We start from the raw sequence: 18,337 nt of genomic DNA, 5'->3' as shown, positions 1-18,337 counted from the left end.
CGAGGACCCCATGCCCCCAGCCACCGCACCCGCCGCCCCCACGCCGGATCCCCTGCCCACGGGGATCGCGCGCGGGCTGCACCGGCCGTGGCTGCTGGCAGTGCCCGCGGCCATGCTGGTCTTCCTCGTCGTCTCCCTGGTGCTCAGCGGCTCCGCGGCCGGCACCGCCCTGAAGGACCCGGGGGCCTTCGTGCGCTGGGCGCTGCCGGTGGCGGAGGCCGTGCTGAACCTGTCCATGGCCGCCACGATGGGCGCGCTGCTGTTCGCCGTCGCGTTCATCCCGCGGTTCGCCCGCGATGCCCGGGGCCCGGCCGGCGGGCGTACCCGGACCCGCCCCGCCGCCCAGGAGGAGGACGCAACGGAGTACGGGCCCTTCGCCGCGGTCCTGAATCTCGCGGCGGTCTCGGCTCTGACCTGGACGATCGCGGGGCTTACCGTGCTGGTCCTGGCCTACGCGGACATCTCCGGGACGCGGATCTCCGCCGACGCCGCCTTCACCAGCCAGCTGCTCGGCTACATCCAGGGCATCGGCACCGGCCAGGAGCAGGCCGCCGTGGTGATCGTGGGCGCGGTGACCACGACCCTCGTCTTCGCGGTGCGCCAGCTGCTGGGCCTGTTCCTGACCCTCGCCTTCTCCTTCATCGCGATCGTCGCGATGGCCCTGAGCGGGCACTCCTCCGGCGGGGACGACCACATGGGCGCCGTCAACTCGCTGGGGCTGCACCTGTTCGGCGTCGTCCTGTGGTTCGGCGGTCTGCTGGTGCTGGCCTATCTCTCCCGGGACCTCACCGGGCCCGACGCCGGCACCGGCACGGTCCCCGAGCGGGTGCGCGGGAAGGCGACGGCGGCCTCTCGCCGGGTGCCCATGGCCGTGGCCGTGCTGCGCCGCTACTCCGCCGTCGCGCTGCTGGGCTTCCTGCTCGTGGCGATCTCCGGGGTGCTCAACGCCGCGGTGCGCCTGCACGGCTTCTCCGATCTGGGCACCTCCTACGGGCTGCTGATCGTGGCCAAGGCGTGCCTGACGGCGCTGCTGGGGCTGGCCGGTGCCGCGCATCGGCTGTGGCTGATCCCGCGGGTGGAGGACGGGCGGCTGAGCGCCTTCCGGGGGATCTGGCAGGTGATCGCCGCGGAGCTGATCATCATGGCCGGGGCCGCGGGGCTGGCCGTGACCCTCTCGCGCACCGCCCCGCCGGTCAGCGAGGAGCTGCCGCCCACCGCCTCCCCGGCCCGGATCATCACCTGGTACGAGATGCCGCCGCAGCCGCACGGGATCGGCACCTGGCTGGGCACGTGGCGCTTCGACTGGTTCTGGGTCTTCGTCGTCGCGATGCTGGCCTGGGCCTACGTGTGGGCCTTCGTGCGGGTGCGCCGCCAGGGCCGGAGGTGGCCGGTGCTGCGCCTGGCCTCGTGGCTGGTGGGCCTGACCCTGGTCACCTACGCGACGTCGGGGGCCTTCGCCGTGTACTCCCGGGTGCTGTTCTCGGTGCACATGATGGAGCACATGTCCCTGACCATGATCATCCCGATCTTCCTGGTCCTGGGGGCGCCCGTGACCCTGCTGCTGCAGGCCCTGGAACCGCGTCAGGACGGCACCCGCGGGCCGCGCGAGTGGATCCTGCGCCTGGTGCACTCCGGGTGGTCCAAGGTCATCACCCACCCGATCTTCGCGGCGGTGAACTTCGCGGGGTCCATCGTGCTGTTCTACTTCACCCCGCTGTTCGGGGTCACCCTGCGCTACCACGTGGGCCACGAGTTCATGATGGTGCACTTCCTGGTCACCGGGTACATCTTCTGCCTGGTGCTCATCGGGGTGGATCCCATCCCGCGTCGCCCGGACTACCCGATCCGCATCATCATGCTGGTCGCGACCCTGGGCTACCACGCCTTCGTCGGCATCGCGATCATGTCCACGACCGTGCTGCTGCAGGCCTCCTGGTACGGCAACCTCGGCCGGGCCTGGGGCCGCAGCGCCATCGAGGACCAGCAGTACGGCGGGGCGTTCATGTGGGCGCTGGGGGAGATCCCGACGATGGTGCTCGCCGTGATCCTGGCGATCCAGTGGTCCCGGGCCGGGGACCGGGAGGCCCGGCGCATCGACCGGCAGGCCGAGCGGGACGACGACGCCGAGCTGCGCGCCTACAACGCGATGTTCGAGCGGCTGAACGAGGACGAGTCCGCCGGGCGCCGTCGCTGAGCAGGCCCCGACGTCGAGCGGGCCGCCGCTGAGGCTAGCGTCGCCGGCCCGGCTCAGTCCGGGTCGCCCAGCCGCAGGCGCACCAGGCGCACTACCCCCGTCAGACGCAGCAGGCGCGCCCGGGCCCGGGTGGCCCCGGACAGCCCGGCCGGCAGCGGCCCCTCGCGCAACAGGGGCTCGGAGTCGAGGACCCTGGCGTCGGCCTCCCAGGAGGCCGCCTCCGCCGGCAGGTGGGCCGCGGGCAGCGGGGCGCCGTCGGCGGGGCCGAGCAGGGTCCCGGCCTGGCGGGCCCCGCGGCGGGTGGCGGCGTCGGTGAGCACCTCGACGCCGGGGAAGCGCGCGGCCAGGTCCCGCATCAGCGGGCGCAGCTGCTCCCGGCTCAGGCCCGCGAAGGCCCCCGGGGCCAGGATCAGCACCGGATCTCCGGGGCGCAGCCCCAGGGTCTCGGCGACCTCCTTCGGCCAGGCGGGATCCGTCACCGCGGAGGGCACCCCGTGCACCCGCAGGTGCGTGGGCAGCAGCCGCTGGCGCAGGGCGATCACCTCGCGCCGGTCCACCGCGCACCAGTGCGCCTGCTGCGGGGCGACCCGCCACAGGGCCGTGGACAGCCCGGCCTTCAGCTCGATGATCGCGCCCCGCGGGTGCTCGGCCACGAACCGCTGGACCTGCGCATCCAGGCTGCGGGTGCGGGCCAGGCAGCACAGGTCCGCGAACTCCGCGGTGGGCCCGGTGGACAGCAGCCCCTGGCCGGGCAGCGGGGCCTCCGGTTCGGCGCCCTTCTTCTGCGTCTTCGGATCGGCACCCGGATCCGCCCTCTGACCCGCGTCCGGTTCGCCGCCCCGGGGGGCCGCCGGAGACGGACCCGGGTGCGGGGCGCGCCGGCGCAGGCCGCGCAGGCGCCGCAGCAGCAGCTGGCCGGTGGGATCCTCGAGGGTCCCAGGCCAGCGCCGGGCGGCGCGCTCGCGGGCCAGCAGGGGCGCCAGCAGCTGCCCCGGCACGGAGGAGAGGTCGAAACCGGCCAGGGAGTCCTGATGATCGGCGAACACGGAAGGCCTCCTGGGCTCTCGCCGCGGCCGCGGCGGTGGATGGGCATCGCTTCCTCGATCTTCGGCCACCGGGGCCCGCGGGGCAAGCGCATCGCCCCGACGTCGGGACCGCGGTGGGAAGAGCCGCGGCCCATCCGACGTTGCTACCCTCGACGAAGAGATCCCCGATCACCCCAGGAGCACCCCATGGCAGACCGCGAACCGCGCGTGCGCGCCTCCGAGCTGACCGGCCGCGGCTGGCTGAACACCGGAGGCCGAGACCTGAGCCTGCAGGAGCTGCGCGGGAAGATCGTGATCCTGGACTTCTGGTCCTTCTGCTGCATCAACTGCCTGCACGTGCTGGACGAGCTGCGCGAGCTGGAGGAGCGCTACGCGGACGTCCTGGTGACCGTGGGTGTGCACTCGCCCAAGTTCGAGCACGAGGCGGACCCCGACGCGCTGGCCGCGGCCGTGGACCGCTACGACGTGCGCCACCCCGTCCTGGACGACCCCGAGCTGGGCACCTGGCAGGCCTACACCGCTCGGGCCTGGCCGACCCTGGTGGTCGTGGACCCGGAGGGATACGTCGTCGCGCACCTGTCCGGGGAGGGCCACGTGCAGGGGCTGGTCTCCCTCGTCGAGGAGCTGGCCGCCGCGCACGAGGCCAAGGGCACCCTGCACCGCGGGGACGGGCCCTACGTCCCGCGCCCGCCGCAGGAGGGCGTGCTCTCCTTCCCCGGCAAGATCACGGCCCTGCCCCCCGAGCTGGCCGTCCCGGACGCGCAGGGCCCCACCTGGCTGGTCACGGACACGGGCCGGCACCGCGTCGTCGAGCTGGACGATACCCTGGAGACCGTGCTGCGCTCCTGGGGCGGGCCGGAGAAGGGCCACGCCGACGGCGGCCCGGGGGACGCCCGCTTCGACGAGCCGCAGGGCCTGGCCGTGCTGCCGCCGGCCATCCGCGAGGCCGCCGGGTACGACGTGCTCGTGGCGGATTCCGTGAACCACCGGCTGCGCGGGATCCGGCTGGCCGACGGCGCGGTCAGCACCGTCGCCGGCAGCGGCGTGCAGCGCCTGCTCGACGCCGAGGGCGCGCGCACCGGGGACCCGAACCGCATCGACCCCGCCGCCGATCCGCTGGGCGTGTCCCTGTCCTCCCCGTGGGATGTGCTCTGGTCCGAGGCGGCCGGGCTGGTGCTCGTGGCGATGGCCGGAACCCACCAGATCTTCTCCTTCGACCCCGTCACCGGCTCCGTGCAGGTCTTCGCCGGCACGGGAGCCGAGGGCCTGCTGGACGGGCCCGCCCACGAGGCCTGGTTCGCCCAGACCTCCGGCCTGGCCGCGGCCGCCGACGGCACCGTGTGGCTGGCGGATTCGGAGACCTCCGCCCTGCGCCGCCTGCGCTTCGACGCCGGCGAGCAGGTCCGCGCGGAGACCGCGGTGGGCGAGGGCCTGTTCGACTTCGGCTTCCGCGACGGCGACGCCGCGACCGCGCGCCTGCAGCACTGCCTGGGGGTCGCGGTGCTGCCGGACGGCTCGGTGGCCGTGGCCGACACCTACAACGGGGCGGTGCGCCGCTGGGACCCGGCCTCGGGGCAGCTGAGCACCCTGGCCCGGGGCCTGGCCGAGCCCTCCGACGTGCTGCTGGAGCAGCGCGGGCAGGACCAGGAGCCGCTGCTGCTGGTCGTGGAGACCAACGCCCACCGCATCACCCGCCTGCCGATCCCCGCCGAGGCCCAGCGGGTGGACGAGGGCGCGGCGCGAAGCCAGCGCGCGGTCTCCCAGATCGCCGGGGGCACGCTGACCCTGCGCTCGCGCTTCACCGCCCCCACGGGGCAGAAGCTGGATGACCGGTGGGGGGATCCCACCCAGCTGAAGGTCTCCGCGACCCCGCCGGAGTTCCTCCTCGACGGCGCCGGGGCCGCCCAGGGCCTGGAGCGCACGCTGCGGCTGAACCCGGAGATCACCGAGGCCGTGCTGCACGTGACGGCGCGGGCGGCCGCCTGCGACGGCGAGCCCGGCGGCGAGATCCCGGACCACGCGGCCTGCCACCTGTACCAGCAGGACTGGGGCATCCCCGTCGTCGTCACCGGGGATCCGGCGGACGAGGCGGAGATGGTCCTGGACCTGCGCGGCGTGAACTGAGGGCCTCCCGATGGCGGAGAACACCCGGGACATCCCCGAGCGGTACGGGAAGCTCGTGCAGGGCTTCCACCCGCGCATCGGCTCCTACGGGCGCAGGCTGCTGGCCGTGGCCCCCAACCTCCTGCTGGCGGCGCTCCTGCTGGCCTACCTGGCGTACAAGCGTCCGGCGGCGACCATCACCGTGATCGCGGTGCTGCTGATCGCGGGGTCGGCGGCCGCCTGCTACTCGGTGCTGCGCCCGGCCACCGCGGCCCTGACCGAGACGCACCTGCTCAAAGCCCGGCTGATCGGATGGACGGCGGTGCCCCGGGAGCGGATCGCGGGCACGGTGTTCGTCGCCCGGCTGCGTCCGGCGGGCGCGGATGCCGCCCGCGGGCCCTTCGCCCGGCTGCGGTCCCGCGGGGTCCCGGCCCTGTGGTTCACGGACGCGCAGGGACGCCGGCTGATGCGCTTCGACGGGCGGATCTGGGATGCGAAGACCCTGCGGGGGCTGTCGGGGAAGCTGACCCCCAGCACCGAGGTGTACGAGCTGGCCGACGTCGAGCAGATCGACGCCGCCCACCCGCACCTGATCACCTTCGCCGAGCGCCACCCTCGGTTCCGCTCCACGGTGCTGACCGTGCTCGGGGTGCTCATCCTGGTGCTCGTGCTGCTGCTGGCCTTCTGGCCGGAGCTGCTGCACGCCCAGCGCCTCGTCTGATCCCCGCAGGCCCTGCCCGAGGGGCGCCGCCCGACGCGGGCCCCGGCGGCGGGCTCCTAGACTGGCCCCATGCGTGAACCGTCTCTGTGGGAGCAGCAGGTCCAGCGGAATCCCGAGCACTCCCGGTGGTACATCCAGCGCTTCGAGGCCATGCGCGCCGCGGGCGCGGACCTGGCCGGGGAGGCCCGGACCATGGACGCCCTGCTGCCGCGCGCGGCTCTCGTGCTCGACGCCGGCGCCGGGCCCGGCCGGGTTGGCGGGCAGCTGCTGGCGCTCGGGCACCGCGTGGTCGGGGTGGATGTGGACCCGGTGCTGGTCGAGCAGGCGCGGGCGGATCATCCCGGGGCTCAGTGGCTGGTCGGGGACCTGGCGCAGCTCGGCGCGGTCCTGCCCGCGGGTTACCTCGGGTCCTTCGACGGGATCGTGTGCGCGGGCAACGTGATGACCTTCCTGGCGCCCTCGACCCGGCGGGACGTGCTGGCCGGATTCGCCGCCGCCCTGAAGCCGGGGGCCCGGGCGGCGGTCGGCTTCGGCGCGGGGCGCGGCTACGGCTTCGGGGAGTTCCTCGACGACGCCCGCGCCGTCGGTCTGGAGCCGGCGACCCTGCTGGGCACGTGGGATCTGGAGCCGCTCACCCCGGACTCGGACTTCCTGGTGGCCCTGCTGCGTCGCCCGCAGGATCCGGCCCGCGCCGCCGGATCGCGCACGAGCCTCCTCTGAGGGCCGGCGCCCCGCGAGACCGCACAGAAAAGCCGAGACCGCACCCGGCGGGTGCGGTCTCGGCATCTTCGTGAGGTCTCGACGTCGTCGAGACGATGGAGCGGCTGACGGGAATCGAACCCGCGTATCAGGCTTGGGAAGCGTGCGCTCTACCATTGAGCTACAGCCGCATGCGCCGTTCCGGCACCCCATGACTCTACCCCACGATCCGGAGGCGGCACAAACCGCACCCGCGGCGCGCCGGCGCCCGTGCTCTACAGTGGAACCGTGCTGATATCGGACCGTGACATCCGCCGGGAGATCGACGAGGGCCGCATCGGCCTGGACCCCTACGATCCCGCCATGCTCCAGCCCGCGAGCATCGACGTGCGCCTGGACCGCTTCTTCCGGCTGTTCGACAACCACAAGTACCCCCACATCGACCCGTCCCAGGACCAGTCCGAGCTGACTCGGCTGGTGCAGACCCGGGCCGACGAGCCGTTCATCCTGCATCCGGGGGAGTTCGTGCTCGGGGCGACCTACGAGAAGGTCACCCTGCCCGGCGACGTCGCCGCCCGCCTGGAGGGCAAGTCCTCCCTGGGCCGGCTCGGGCTGCTCACCCACTCCACCGCGGGCTTCATCGACCCCGGGTTCTCCGGTCACGTGACCCTCGAGCTGTCCAACATGGCAACCCTGCCGATCATGCTGTGGCCGGGCTCCAAGGTCGGGCAGCTGTGCTTCTTCCGACTGAGCTCTCCCACCGAGCACCCCTACGGCACCGGCGAGTACGGCAACCGCTACCAGGGTCAGCGCGGGCCCACCGCCTCCCGCGGCTACCTGAACTTCCACCGCACCCGCATCCCGGAATCCTCCGAGCCGAGTCCGCGGGCATGACCCCGCCGCGCGTGTTCACCCTGCGCGCCATGGGTCGGCGCGTGCAGGTGCGGGCCGAGCCGGGCGTGCCGGAGGCGTTCCTCGAGCGGCTGCGTGTGTCCTGGGCGGACTGCCTGGAGCCCGATGACGCGGTGTCCGACGACGCCGAGCCGGCGGGGACCGAGTCCCCGGGCGCCGATGCCGTGCTCCGGCTGGTCGGCCCGGACCTCCCGCCCGCCGATCCCGCATCCGCTGCAGCCGCCGATGCCGATCCCGCCCCCTCCCGCCCGGAGGGCGCCGACGCCCCCGAACCCGCCCGCCTCGTGGTCGGCCCGGAGTCCACCTGGCCCGGCGCGGAGCAGTCCTTCACGACCCTGGTCACCACCACCCTGCTGGGGCTGCTGGTGGGGCGGGTCCACCTGCTGCACGCCGCGGCCCTCACGCCCCCCGAGGACGCCGTCGGGGAGGGGCCGTCGTCGGCCCTGGTGCTGGTCGGCCCCTCCGGGCGCGGCAAGACCACCGCCTCCCTGGCGCTGGCCCGGGCCGGGTGGGGCTACCTCTCGGATGAGACCGCGGTGATCGACCCCGCGGATCGGGCGGTGGCCCCCTATCCCAAGCCGCTGTCCGTGATCGAGGAGGCCGGGCGCCCCAAGGTCCAGCGCGCCGTCGGCGGAATGGGGCTGGCCGTGCGCCGCCGGGGTGCGCCGCTGGGCGGACTCGTCCTGCTGCATCGGCTCGGCCAGGAGGAGGACCCGGGCGGCCCGGTGCCGCGCATCGAGCCCCTGCCGCTGGCCGAGGGGCTGCAGGCCCTGGCCGAGCAGTCCTCCGGGCTGGAGCGGATGCCCGACGGCGTGGTCCAGCTGGCCCGGCTCGTGCAGGACACCGGCGGGGTGCGTCGGGTCCTGTACCGGGAGGCCGCGACCCTGGACCCGGTGTTGCGGGGCCTCGCCCGGGACCCTGAGGCCACCGCGGTCCGCGAGCCCTGGACCCGCATCGCCGAGGAGGAGGGGGCGCCCCGATCCGGGCGGGAGGGCCGATGGCGCCGGGCCCCCGAGACCCACGGGATCGACACCGAGCAGGCGGCCCTCGTGCTGCGCCCCGGGCACAGCTACGTGCTCACCCGAGCCGCGGCCGACGCCTGGCTGCTGCTGGAGGGCTCCGGGCGCACCGCGACCGACCTGCGCGGCACACTGGAGCGCCGCCACGGCCCGGCCCCCGACGGGGCGGTGGAGGACATCCTGGCCACGCTGGCCGAGGAGGGACTCCTCCGGGACCCCGGGCAGAGCGCCGACCCCGCGGTGACCAACACTGCCGCCCCAGTCAGCACCGCCCCGGCCGCAGGCCCCCGGCCATCCGCAGAAGCACCCCGTCCCGTCGAAGAGGAACCCGCCCCATGATCACCGCCGCTCTGGCCCTGCCCCTGATCCTCGCCGTCGTCCTGGTGCTCAGTGGGATCGCCAAGCTGCGCGCCCCGCAGACCGTCGCCGCGGGCTTCCGGGACCTGCGTGTGCCCGCCGCCCTGGACCGGGCCTGGCTGCGCGCTCTCCTGCCGTGGGGGGAGCTGGTTCTGGCCGCGGCCCTGCTCGCCGCCCCCGGGGCGCTGGCCCCGGTGGCCGCCATCGCTGCGGCCCTGCTGTTCCTGGCCTACTGGGTGCTGATCCGCCGGGCCCTGTCCTTCGAGGAGCCGGTCAGCTGCGGCTGCTTCGGGGAGGCCAGCGCGGAGCCGGTCAGCGGGTGGACCCTGGCCCGCAACACCGTCCTGGCCCTGGTGGCCCTGGGCTGGGTCGCCTGCTCCTTCGTCACCTCGGGCCCCGGGCTGATCGCGGCCCTGCGCGGGGCGGATGCCCTGTGGCTGCTCGGCGGGGCGCTGGGCGCGCTGACCCTGTGGCTGAGCATGCCGCGCGGTGCGGCCGCCCCCGCCGCCGTCGACCCCGCGGCGGGCGCGGGGACCCTCGGCGCGCCGCGCCCCGCGGGCGCCCCGGGTGAGGCGAGCGCCGATCAGGAGGCCGAGGACTACGTGCGCCGCCCGACCCCGGGCATGCTGCTGCGCGATGCCTCCGGCGAGCTGATCTCTCTGCGCAGCCTCGCCTCGCAGGGGGCACGGCTGCTGCTGCTGGTCTCCCCGGGGTGCGGCTCGTGCACCATCACCATGGCCGACGCCGTGCAGTGGCGGGGGAACCTGGGCCCGGTCACGCTGCACCTGATGACCCAGGCCCCGCAGGAGTCCCTGGAGGCCCAGACGGACGCATCCCTGCACGAGGAGGCGCTGTACGACGTCGGCGGCTTCGCCTACGAGCTGCTGGGCATGGCCGGCACGCCCACGGCCGTGCTGGTGGGGGCCGACGGCGCCCTGGCCGGGGGACCGGTCGGCGGCTACGAGGCGATCCGCGAGTTCGTGGCTCAGATCCGGGACCAGCTGGCCGAGGCGGAGCAGCTCGACCCCGCCCAGGACGACACCGGGCAGGCCGATGCCGATCAGAGCGGTGAGGCCCGCCCTGCGAGCTGAGCCCGGGCCCCCGCGGGGGCTCAGCCCTCGCGCACCCGCAGGCCGTCGGCGTCGGCCTCCGCGGCCGGCTGCTGGGCACCGCCGACCCGCGGCAGGGTCAGGGCGAGGATCAGCCCCGCGGCGAGCACCAGGATGATCCCGGCCACCCCCCAGATCTGCTGCCCCGTGATCGCCACGAACAGGGAGAACAGGGCCGGGGCGAGGAAGCTCATCGCCCGTCCGGTGGTCGAGTACAGCCCGAAGTACTCGCCCTCCTTCCCCGGCGTCGTGATCCGGGAGAGGTAGGTGCGCGCCGCGGACTGGGCCGGCCCGACGAAGCCGCACAGGATCAGCCCGCACACCCAGAACGCCGCCTGCCCGCGCAGGAGCAGCAGGGGGTTGGCCGCGGCGATCAGGCAGACCAGCGAGATCACGATGACGCGCTTGGGTCCCAGCAGATCGTCCAGGCGCCCGCCCAGCAGCGCTCCGGCCCCGGCCACCAGGTTGCCGGCGATCGCGAAGACGATGACCTGGTTGGTCGAGAAGCCGAAGGTCCCGGCGGCCAGCACCCCGCCGAAGGTGAAGATCCCGGCCAGCCCGTCCCGGAACACCGCCGAGGCGATGAGGAAGCGCAGCGTCGCCGGCTCCTCGCGCAGCAGCCGCAGGAGGGTCCTGCCGAGGCGTCGGTAGGAGTCCCGGATGGACTCGCGCGCGGCCTGCGGGGCGAGGTCCTCCACCGCGGTCTCGGGGAAGCGCACCAGGATCGGCAGGGAGAGTGCTGCCAGCCACACCGCGGAGAACACCGCGACGCCGCGCAGGTTCAGCGCCTCCTCCTCCGGCAGGCCCAACAGGCCGGGGGAGATGAACCCCAGCAGCACGATCAGCAGCGCCAGGATCCCGCCGAAGTAGCCGAAGGACCACCCGATCCCGCTGACCCGCCCCACCGTCTTCGGGGTGGAGATCACCGGCAGCAGGGCGTTGTAGTGCACCGTGGCGATCTCGCTGAAGATGTTCGCCAGCCCCAGCAGCCCCACCCCCAGGTACAGGTAGGCCGGCTCCGGGCGCACGAAGAAGCACGCGGCCACGCACACCGCCACCAGGGCGGTGTTCAGCCCCAGCGCCCGACGTCGGGACCCAGCCCGATCCGCCCGCTGCCCCACGACCGGGGCGCTGAGGGCGACGACCAGCCCCGCGATGGCCAGCCCGGTGGAGAGCACCCGGGAGGTGTGCGCCTCGTCGCCGAAGGAGGCGCTGGTCAGATACACGGAGAAGACGAAGGTGGTCATCACGGCGTTGAAGCTCGCCGAACCGGCGTCCCAGAGGGCCCAGGCCAGCGTCGGACGGCGGCGGGGTGTGATCATGCCTACAGGGTACAGCCCGGGCGGTGCACCGCTCCGGGGATCGGCGTTCGGCGGCCCCCGGGCGGGTTGCGGGCTTTTGGTATCCTGGGGAGGACCTGCTCCCCGGGCCATGTTAAGGAGTTCACCCGTTTGACCGCCGTGATCCTCGCCCACGGGATCGCCGCCCTGGTCTGCCCGTTCTTCTTCCGGCGCTGGGGTCGCACCTGCTTCTACGTCCTGTCCCTCGTCCCCGCCGTCTGCTTCGTCTGGCTGTGCACCCTGGCCCCGGCCGTGCTGGGCCGCGGCGAGCAGCTGAGCACCTCCCTGCCCTGGATCCCGTCCCTGGGGATCTCCCTGACCTTCCGCATGGACGCGCTGTCCTGGATCCTCTCCGCGATGGTCCTCGGCGTCGGCGCCCTGGTCCTGTTCTACTGCGCCCAGTACTTCCGCCACACCAACCAGCACTCCGGGCGCTTCGCGGCGGAACTGGTGGCCTTCGCCGGGGTCATGTTCGGCCTGGTCACCGCGGATGACCTCATGGTCATGTTCGTGTTCTGGGAGGTCACCAGCGTCCTGTCCTACCTGCTGATCGGGTACTCCAACGCCCGCCAGTCCGCGCGACGGGCGGCCCTGCAGGCGCTGATCGTGACGACGGCGGGCGGGCTGGCGATGTTCATCGGCCTGGTCATGCTCGGCAACCTCGCCGGGACCTACCTGATCTCGCAGATCGTGGACACCGCGCCCACCTGGCTGGTCGGTGCGGACCCGGGCTATCTGGCCGCGGTCGTCGTGCTGGTGCTGGTGGGGGCCGGGTCCAAGTCCGCGCTGTTCCCGCTGCACTTCTGGCTGCCCGGCGCCATGGCCGCCCCGACGCCGGTCAGCGCCTTCCTGCATGCCGCGGCCATGGTCAAGGCCGGCATCTACCTCATCGCCCGCCTGGCCCCCGTGCTCGCCCCCGTGCAGCCGTGGCTGCCCATGGTGCTCGGGCTGGGGCTGTTCACCATGCTGTTCGGCGGCTACGCGGCGCTGAAGCAGCACGACCTCAAGCTGATCCTCGCCTACGGGACCATCAGCCAGCTGGGGTTCCTCGCCGCCGTCGTGGGCCTGGGCACCCCGGACTCGCTGTACGCGGGGCTGGCGATGATGGTGGCCCACTCCCTGTTCAAGTCCACCCTGTTCCTGCTCACCGGGGTCATCGACCACCAGGCCGGCACCCGGGACATCCGGCGCCTGTCCGGGATCCGGCACCGGGCCCCGTGGCTGTTCGCGATGGCCGTGGTGGCCTCCGCCTCGATGGCGGGCATCCCGCCGCTGCTGGGCTTCGTCGCCAAGGAGGCCGTGGTGGAGGTCGGGCTGGACGCCTCCCACGGGGAGGTGGCCGGGCTCGGCGCCGGGGTCGGCTGGCTGGTCCTGCTGGGCATCGCCGTCGGCTCGGTGCTGACCCTCGCGTACACCGCCCGCTTCCTGTGGGGCGCCTTCGCGGACAAGCGGCCCTCGGACGTGCTGGCCGAGGTGCGGGACGAGGACGGCGCGGTGCGTCCCACCGGCTTCCACCGCATCTCCCCGGCCTTCGCCGTCGCCCCGGCCGTGCTCGCGGTGCTGTGCCTGGGCCTGGGGCTGTGGCCGGAGCCGGTCTCCGCCGCGGTGCACGCCTACACCGAGCAGTTCGGCCACGGCCACCTGCACCTGGCCCTGTGGCACGGACTCACCCCGGCACTGGGGGTCTCCGCCCTGATCATCGCGGCCGGTCTCGGCCTGTTCGCCGCGCGCCGGCCCGTGCAGTCCTTCCAGCTGGCCCTGCCGCAGTGGCCCGCCGCCGACGCCGTGTACCGCGCCGTCGTCGGGGCGATCGACTGGGCGGCGGTGCGCGTGACGGGTGCGACCCAGCGGGGTTCGCTGAGCTTCTACCTGGCCGTCATCATGGTCACCGCCGTGCTGGTGCCCACGGTGGGGCTGTTCCTGGTGGACACCCCGCCGCTGAACCCGCTGCGCTGGACCGATTCCCCGGCCCAGTGGGCCACCGTGATCATCATGATCGCCGCGGCGCTGATCGCTCAGCGGGCCCGCAAGCGCTTCCTGGCGATCCTGATGGTCTCCGTCACCGGCTACGGCATCTCCCTGCTGTTCGCCCTGCGCGGGGCCCCGGACCTGGCCCTGACCCAGATGCTCGTGGAGACGATCTCCCTGATCGCCTTCGTCCTGGCGCTGCGCATGCTGCCCTCCGGGCTGTGGAACCGCTTGGGCGCTCGGGTGCGCCATCGGGCCGCCCGGGTGGCCATCAGCATCGGCTTCGGCGCGTTCATGATGGTGCTGGCCGCCTTCGCCCTGTCCTCCCGGATCACCGACCCGATCTCCCTGGCGATGCCGCAGGCCGCCTACGAGATCGGGCACGGCAAGAACGTCGTCAACGTGATCCTCGTGGACATGCGCGCCTGGGACACCTTCGGGGAGACCTCCGTGCTGGCCCTGGCGGCCACGGGCGTGGCCTCCCTGATCTTCATCGCCGGGCGCCAGGACCTCTCCCGGGCCCGCAAGCGCCTGGACACCCAGGGGCTGCGCACCGTGACCCGGCGCTACGCCGGGCGCACCGACCTGTCACCCGGGGCACAGGTGGCCAACGACTTCATGGACGTGCAGCGGGACCCGTTCCTGGTGGCCGGGCGGACCCTGGCCCCGGAGAACCGCTCGCTGATGCTGGAAGTCGTGACCCGACTGATTTTCCACAGCATCCTCATCGTCTCCCTCTATCTGCTGCTGGCCGGGCACAACCTGCCCGGCGGCGGCTTCGCCGGGGGGCTGCTGGCCGGGCTCGCCCTGGCCCTGCGCTACCTGGCCGGCGGGCGCTACGAGCTGTCCGAGGCCTCCCCGGTCAACGCCGGGGTGCTGCTGGGTTCGGGCCTGCTGATCTCCGGAGCCTACGCCCTGTCCCCGCTGCTGTGGGGCGGGGACGTGTTCACCTCCTACGCCTTCGACCTGCACCTGCCCGTGTTCGGGGAGGTCCACCTGGTCACGGCCCTGATCTTCGACATCGGGGTGTACCTCGTGGTGGTCGGGCTGATCCTGGACGTGCTGCGCTCCCTCGGCGGGAAGATCGACGAGAACCTCGAGCAGGAGCGGGAGGCCTCGGCGCGTCGGGCCCGCGGGCCGCGGCGCATCCAGGTGCGCCGTTCCTCCACCGTCGCAGCCACCCCCTCCGGCCCGGTCACCGCGACCCCGGTGGACGAGGACGGCGAGGCGACCGCGGACACCGCCGCCGTCGCCGGGGAAGGAGGCCGAGCATGATCGACGCCGCGCTGCTGCTGGTGATGGGCGTGCTCTACGCCGTCGGGGTCTACCTGATCCTGGAGAAGGCCCTGACCAAGGTCCTGCTGGGGCTGATGCTGATCACCAACGCCACCAACATCTTCATCCTGCACGCCGGAGGCCTGCCGGGCCGGGCCGCCTTCTGGGACGGCACCACGGATCCGGCGGATTACACCGACCCCCTGCCGCAGGCGCTGATCCTCACCGCGATCGTCATCTCCTTCGCCGTCACCGCGCTGATGCTCGGGATGATCTACCGCAGCTGGGTCCTCTCCCGCAAGGACGACATCCAGGACGACGCCGAGGACCGGCGCGTGGCCGCCCAGTCCGACTACGACCCGGAGGACGACGACGCCGCCCCGATCGAGCCCTCCGAGTTCGAGGGCTCCGAGGAGGAGCGCGAAGCCGAGTACCGACGGCGCAAGGAGCGCCAGGCCGCCGCGGGTGGAACCCGCGATGAGGCACGACGAGCACGGAAGGAGCGCCGCCGATGACCATCTTCGATCTGGCCCCGGCGGCGGTGATCCTGCCGCTGATGACCGCCGGCTTGGACTTCGTCTTCTACCGCCGCCCCAACGTGCAGCGGGTGGTCTCCCTGGCCGCCGTCGTCGCGGTGCTGGTCCTGGAGATCGGGCTGCTGGCGGCCAGCTGGTCCTCCGGGCCGGTCTCGGTCTCCCTGGGCGGGTGGGGCGCGCCGCTGGGGATCGTGCTGGTCGTGGATCGGCTGGCCTCCCTGATGCTGGTGGTCTCCTCCACCGTGTCCCTGGCGGTGCTGGTCTACGCGACCGGCCAGGGCCTGGCCGACGGCGACGACGACTCCCCGATCTCCGTCTTCCACCCCACCTACCTGGTGCTGCTGGCCGGGGTCTCCAACGCGTTCCTGGCCGGGGACCTGTTCAACCTGTACGTGGGCTTCGAGATCCTGCTGACCGCCAGCTACGTGCTGCTGACGATGTCCGGCTCGGCCCCGCGCATCCGCGCCGGGGTCACCTACACGGTGGTCTCGGTGGTCTCCTCGATGCTGTTCCTCATCGCCATCGGGATGGTCTACGCCGCGGTGGGCACCGTGAACATGGCCGACGTCGCCGCGAAGATCCCGGATCTGCCGGAGGGCACCCAGACCCAGCTGCACCTCCTGCTGCTCGTGGCCTTCGGGATCAAGGCCGCCGTGTTCCCGCTGTCCCTGTGGCTGCCGGACTCCTACCCGACGGCCCCCGCCCCGGTCACCGCGGTGTTCGCGGGTCTGCTGACCAAGGTCGGGGTGTACGCGATCATCCGCACGGAGACGCTGCTGTTCCCCGGCAACCCGGTCAGCGACCTGCTGACCTGGGTCGCGATCCTCACCCTCGTGGTCGGGATCCTGGGTGCGCTGACCCAGACGGACATCAAGCGCACCCTGTCCTTCATCCTCATCAGCCACATCGGGTACATGATCTGGGGCATCGCCCTGGACACCGAGGCCGGGCTGATGGCGGTGGTGTTCTACGTCGCCCACCACATCGTCATCCAGACCAGCCTGTTCATGGTCGTGGGCCTGCTGGAGCGGCGCGGCGGCACCGCCAACATGGATCGCCTGGCCGGGCTGGCGAAGATCGCCCCGGTCCTGGCGGTGCTGTACTTCATCCCGGCGATGAACCTGGGCGGCATCCCCCCGTTCTCCGGCTTCCTCGGCAAGGTCGCCCTGATCGACGCGAGCGTGCAGAAGGGCGGCTGGGAGGCCTACACGATGGCCGGCGTCGGGGTGTTCGTCTCCCTGCTGACCCTGATGGTCCTGGCCCGGGTGTGGAACCGCGTGTTCTGGCGCCGTCCGGAGGACGCCGAGTTCCCGGACCCGATCCTGCTGGCCCGGACCGGCGACGGGGACTACGGGGTGCTGACCTCCGGTCAGACGGCCTCCGGGGCCTACTCGGAGAAGGACGTGACCCTCCTGCCGCGCACCATGGTCGGGTCCACGGCGGCCCTGGTGGCCGTGGGGGTCGCTCTCACGGTGTTCGCCGGGCCCATCTTCGACTTCTCGGGTGCGGCCGCCCACAGCCTGGATGACCAGCAGACCTACATCCGCGCCGTGCTGGGCGAAGCGGCGGAAGGAGGCCGGTGATGAACGAGCCGACCGGGCGCCTGCCCACCACCCGCCCCTCGGGGGCGCACCTGACCGAGGTCGTGCTGATCCTGTGGCTGGTGGTGCTGTGGGGCGCGCTGTGGCAGGACTACGGCATCGGGAACCTGGTCTTCGGGCTGGTGCTCGCGGTGCTGGTGGTGCGCGTGTTCAAGCTGCCGCCGGTGCGCTCCTCGGGCCGGTTCAACGCGCTGCGGGCCCTGGAGTTCCTGGCGAAGTTCCTCTGGTGGGTCTTCCTCGGCTCGGTGCAGGTGCTGTGGCTGGCCGTGCGTCCGGGACCGCAGCCGAGCAACGCCGTGGTCTCGGTGCGCTTGCGCTCCACGGATGACCTGATCATGACCGCGGTGGGCCAGGTGGTCTCCCTGATCCCCGGTTCGCTGGTGGTGGAGGTGGACCGGCGCAGCGCGACCATCTACTTCCACGCCATCGACGTCGCCACCGACGAGGACGTCCGCCGCTTCCGGGACCGGGTGTTCGCGGTGGAGCGGCTCGTGGTCGAGGTGATGGGCAGCCGGGAGCACCTGGCCGAGGTCCGCGGGCGGACCGGCGGACGCACCCGGGTGCGCCGATTCGAGAACACCGGGCCGGAGCGGGCCGTGCAGCGCCCGGAGGCCGCGGCGTCGTCGCCGGGGCCCGGCGCGGGCAGCGAGGAGGAGAGGCAGTGATGGAGGGCTTCGTCGTCGTGTGCGGGGTGATCCTGGTGGCCGCGACCCTGTGCACCATCTACCGGCTGGCCAAGGGTCCCACCCTGCTGGACCGGGTGGTGGCCTCGGATGTGCTGCTGGCGATCGTGGGGGCCGCGGTGGCCGTGGACATGGTCTACCGGCGCAGCTACGAGAACATGACCCTGGTGCTCATCGTCTCGCTGGTGGGCTTCCTGGGCTCGGTGACGGTGGCGCGCTTCGCCAACAACCAGAAGCCCGCGGAGGAGACCCCGGCCTCCGAGGTGCCGACCACGGCCGGGGACCCGGGGGTGGATCGATGAGCGGGATGGACGTCGCGGCCGGAATCTGCCTGATCATCGGGTGCCTGATGTCCCTGGGCGCGGGGATCGGCATCGTGCGCTTCCCGGACGTGCTGACCCGTCTGCATGCCGGGGCCAAGCCCCAGGTCTTCGGGCTGTTCATGCTGCTGCTGGGGGTGGGGCTGGCCGCGCGCTCCTGGGCGCTGGTGCCCCTGCTGGTGTTCGTGTGGGTGCTGCAGCTGGTGGTGATCCCCGTGTCCTCGCACATGGTGAGCCGTTCCGGGTTCCGCAACAAGCACTTCCGGCCCGAGTCCCTGTCCCACAACGAGCTGGCGGACCTGGTGCAGCGGATGTCCGAGGAGGACGCCCAGCGGGCGGACGCCGGAAACGCCCCGCAGACCGGGGCGGATGATGCGGGGGTGCGCGAACCCGGCGCGGACGCCGACGCCGACGCCGCGCGGACCGGTCGATCGGACTGACCCGCCCGCGCGGC

Annotated in this window: 15 protein-coding genes and 1 tRNA gene; 13 read left to right on the top strand and 3 right to left on the bottom strand. The window is 73.2% G+C overall.

Annotation, left to right across the window (positions count from 1 at the left end):
- Nucleotides 1-10 precede the first annotated feature (10 nt).
- The gene (locus tag AC0VXQ_RS09070; RefSeq protein ID WP_061225322.1) at nucleotides 11-2,194 is read left to right on the top strand and encodes a bifunctional copper resistance protein CopD/cytochrome c oxidase assembly protein; all 2,184 of its coding nucleotides are present in this window, start codon (nucleotides 11-13) and stop codon (nucleotides 2,192-2,194) included.
- Between the two features lie 53 nt (nucleotides 2,195-2,247).
- Here AC0VXQ_RS09070 and AC0VXQ_RS09065 read toward each other — a convergent pair whose 3' ends face one another.
- Nucleotides 2,248-3,240, bottom strand: a complete 993-nt coding sequence (locus AC0VXQ_RS09065; protein ID WP_061225323.1) for a class I SAM-dependent methyltransferase — start codon at nucleotides 3,238-3,240, stop codon at nucleotides 2,248-2,250.
- Between the two features lie 186 nt (nucleotides 3,241-3,426).
- On the opposite strand from AC0VXQ_RS09065, the gene AC0VXQ_RS09060 reads away from it, so the two are divergent.
- The 3 genes from AC0VXQ_RS09060 (at nucleotide 3,427) to AC0VXQ_RS09050 (ending at nucleotide 6,784) form a co-directional block, all read left to right on the top strand.
- Complete coding sequence (locus AC0VXQ_RS09060) at nucleotides 3,427-5,364, top strand: NHL domain-containing thioredoxin family protein (protein ID WP_475528454.1); 1,938 nt, start codon at nucleotides 3,427-3,429, stop codon at nucleotides 5,362-5,364.
- A 10-nt stretch (nucleotides 5,365-5,374) separates the two neighbouring features.
- On the top strand, nucleotides 5,375-6,064 hold the full coding sequence (locus tag AC0VXQ_RS09055) for a hypothetical protein (protein WP_058730837.1): 690 nt from the start codon (nucleotides 5,375-5,377) through the stop codon (nucleotides 6,062-6,064).
- Between the two features lie 69 nt (nucleotides 6,065-6,133).
- Nucleotides 6,134-6,784: a class I SAM-dependent methyltransferase gene (locus AC0VXQ_RS09050; protein WP_100464167.1), complete on the top strand. Its 651-nt coding sequence runs from the start codon at nucleotides 6,134-6,136 to the stop codon at nucleotides 6,782-6,784.
- A 96-nt stretch (nucleotides 6,785-6,880) separates the two neighbouring features.
- On the opposite strand, the gene AC0VXQ_RS09045 is transcribed toward AC0VXQ_RS09050, so the two are convergent.
- A tRNA-Gly gene (locus tag AC0VXQ_RS09045) sits at nucleotides 6,881-6,954 on the bottom strand.
- Nucleotides 6,955-7,051: 97 nt separating this feature from the next.
- Between AC0VXQ_RS09045 and dcd the strand changes: the two genes are divergently transcribed.
- From dcd to AC0VXQ_RS09030, 3 genes are read left to right on the top strand one after another with little or no spacing between them, the layout of a single operon-like run.
- Nucleotides 7,052-7,657 carry a dCTP deaminase gene (gene dcd, locus AC0VXQ_RS09040; protein WP_100464166.1) on the top strand — a complete coding sequence of 202 codons (606 nt, stop codon included), beginning with the start codon at nucleotides 7,052-7,054 and terminating at the stop codon, nucleotides 7,655-7,657.
- Entirely contained in the window at nucleotides 7,654-9,033 is a 1,380-nt protein-coding gene (locus tag AC0VXQ_RS09035) for a hypothetical protein (RefSeq protein WP_475528451.1), read from the top strand. The genes dcd and AC0VXQ_RS09035 overlap by 4 nt, the downstream gene beginning before the upstream one ends.
- A complete protein-coding gene (locus AC0VXQ_RS09030; RefSeq protein ID WP_404435110.1) occupies nucleotides 9,030-10,142 on the top strand; it encodes a TlpA family protein disulfide reductase in 1,113 nt (370 codons plus the stop codon). The genes AC0VXQ_RS09035 and AC0VXQ_RS09030 overlap by 4 nt, the downstream gene beginning before the upstream one ends.
- Nucleotides 10,143-10,162: 20 nt before the next feature.
- On the opposite strand, the gene AC0VXQ_RS09025 is transcribed toward AC0VXQ_RS09030, so the two are convergent.
- Nucleotides 10,163-11,593, bottom strand: coding sequence for an MFS transporter (locus AC0VXQ_RS09025; protein WP_475528448.1), 1,431 nt, complete (start codon nucleotides 11,591-11,593; stop codon nucleotides 10,163-10,165).
- An 18-nt stretch (nucleotides 11,594-11,611) separates the two neighbouring features.
- Here AC0VXQ_RS09025 and AC0VXQ_RS09020 point away from each other — a divergent pair, with 18 nt between their 5' ends.
- From AC0VXQ_RS09020 to mnhG, 6 genes are read left to right on the top strand one after another with little or no spacing between them, the layout of a single operon-like run.
- Complete coding sequence (locus tag AC0VXQ_RS09020) at nucleotides 11,612-14,743, top strand: Na+/H+ antiporter subunit A (RefSeq protein ID WP_081101534.1); 3,132 nt, start codon at nucleotides 11,612-11,614, stop codon at nucleotides 14,741-14,743.
- Nucleotides 14,740-15,258, top strand: coding sequence for a Na(+)/H(+) antiporter subunit C (locus tag AC0VXQ_RS09015; protein ID WP_058731220.1), 519 nt, complete (start codon nucleotides 14,740-14,742; stop codon nucleotides 15,256-15,258). Before AC0VXQ_RS09020 ends, AC0VXQ_RS09015 begins: the two co-directional genes overlap by 4 nt.
- Nucleotides 15,255-16,862 (top strand): Na+/H+ antiporter subunit D, encoded by a 1,608-nt coding sequence (locus tag AC0VXQ_RS09010; RefSeq protein ID WP_058731219.1) that lies wholly within the window; start codon nucleotides 15,255-15,257, stop codon nucleotides 16,860-16,862. Before AC0VXQ_RS09015 ends, AC0VXQ_RS09010 begins: the two co-directional genes overlap by 4 nt.
- Nucleotides 16,862-17,545 (top strand): Na+/H+ antiporter subunit E, encoded by a 684-nt coding sequence (locus tag AC0VXQ_RS09005; RefSeq protein ID WP_196825914.1) that lies wholly within the window; start codon nucleotides 16,862-16,864, stop codon nucleotides 17,543-17,545. The genes AC0VXQ_RS09010 and AC0VXQ_RS09005 overlap by 1 nt, the downstream gene beginning before the upstream one ends.
- A complete protein-coding gene (locus AC0VXQ_RS09000; protein WP_099049717.1) occupies nucleotides 17,545-17,865 on the top strand; it encodes an MrpF/PhaF family protein in 321 nt (106 codons plus the stop codon). Before AC0VXQ_RS09005 ends, AC0VXQ_RS09000 begins: the two co-directional genes overlap by 1 nt.
- Complete coding sequence (gene mnhG / locus AC0VXQ_RS08995; protein WP_081046370.1) at nucleotides 17,862-18,323, top strand: monovalent cation/H(+) antiporter subunit G; 462 nt, start codon at nucleotides 17,862-17,864, stop codon at nucleotides 18,321-18,323. The genes AC0VXQ_RS09000 and mnhG overlap by 4 nt, the downstream gene beginning before the upstream one ends.
- The last annotated feature ends 14 nt before the right edge of the window (nucleotides 18,324-18,337 follow it).

It is taken from the genome of Rothia sp. QJM3NY_36 (genome assembly GCF_056173115.1).
The sequence above is the reverse complement of the archived record's forward strand: the minus strand, read 5'-3'. Positions and strand labels throughout refer to the sequence as shown.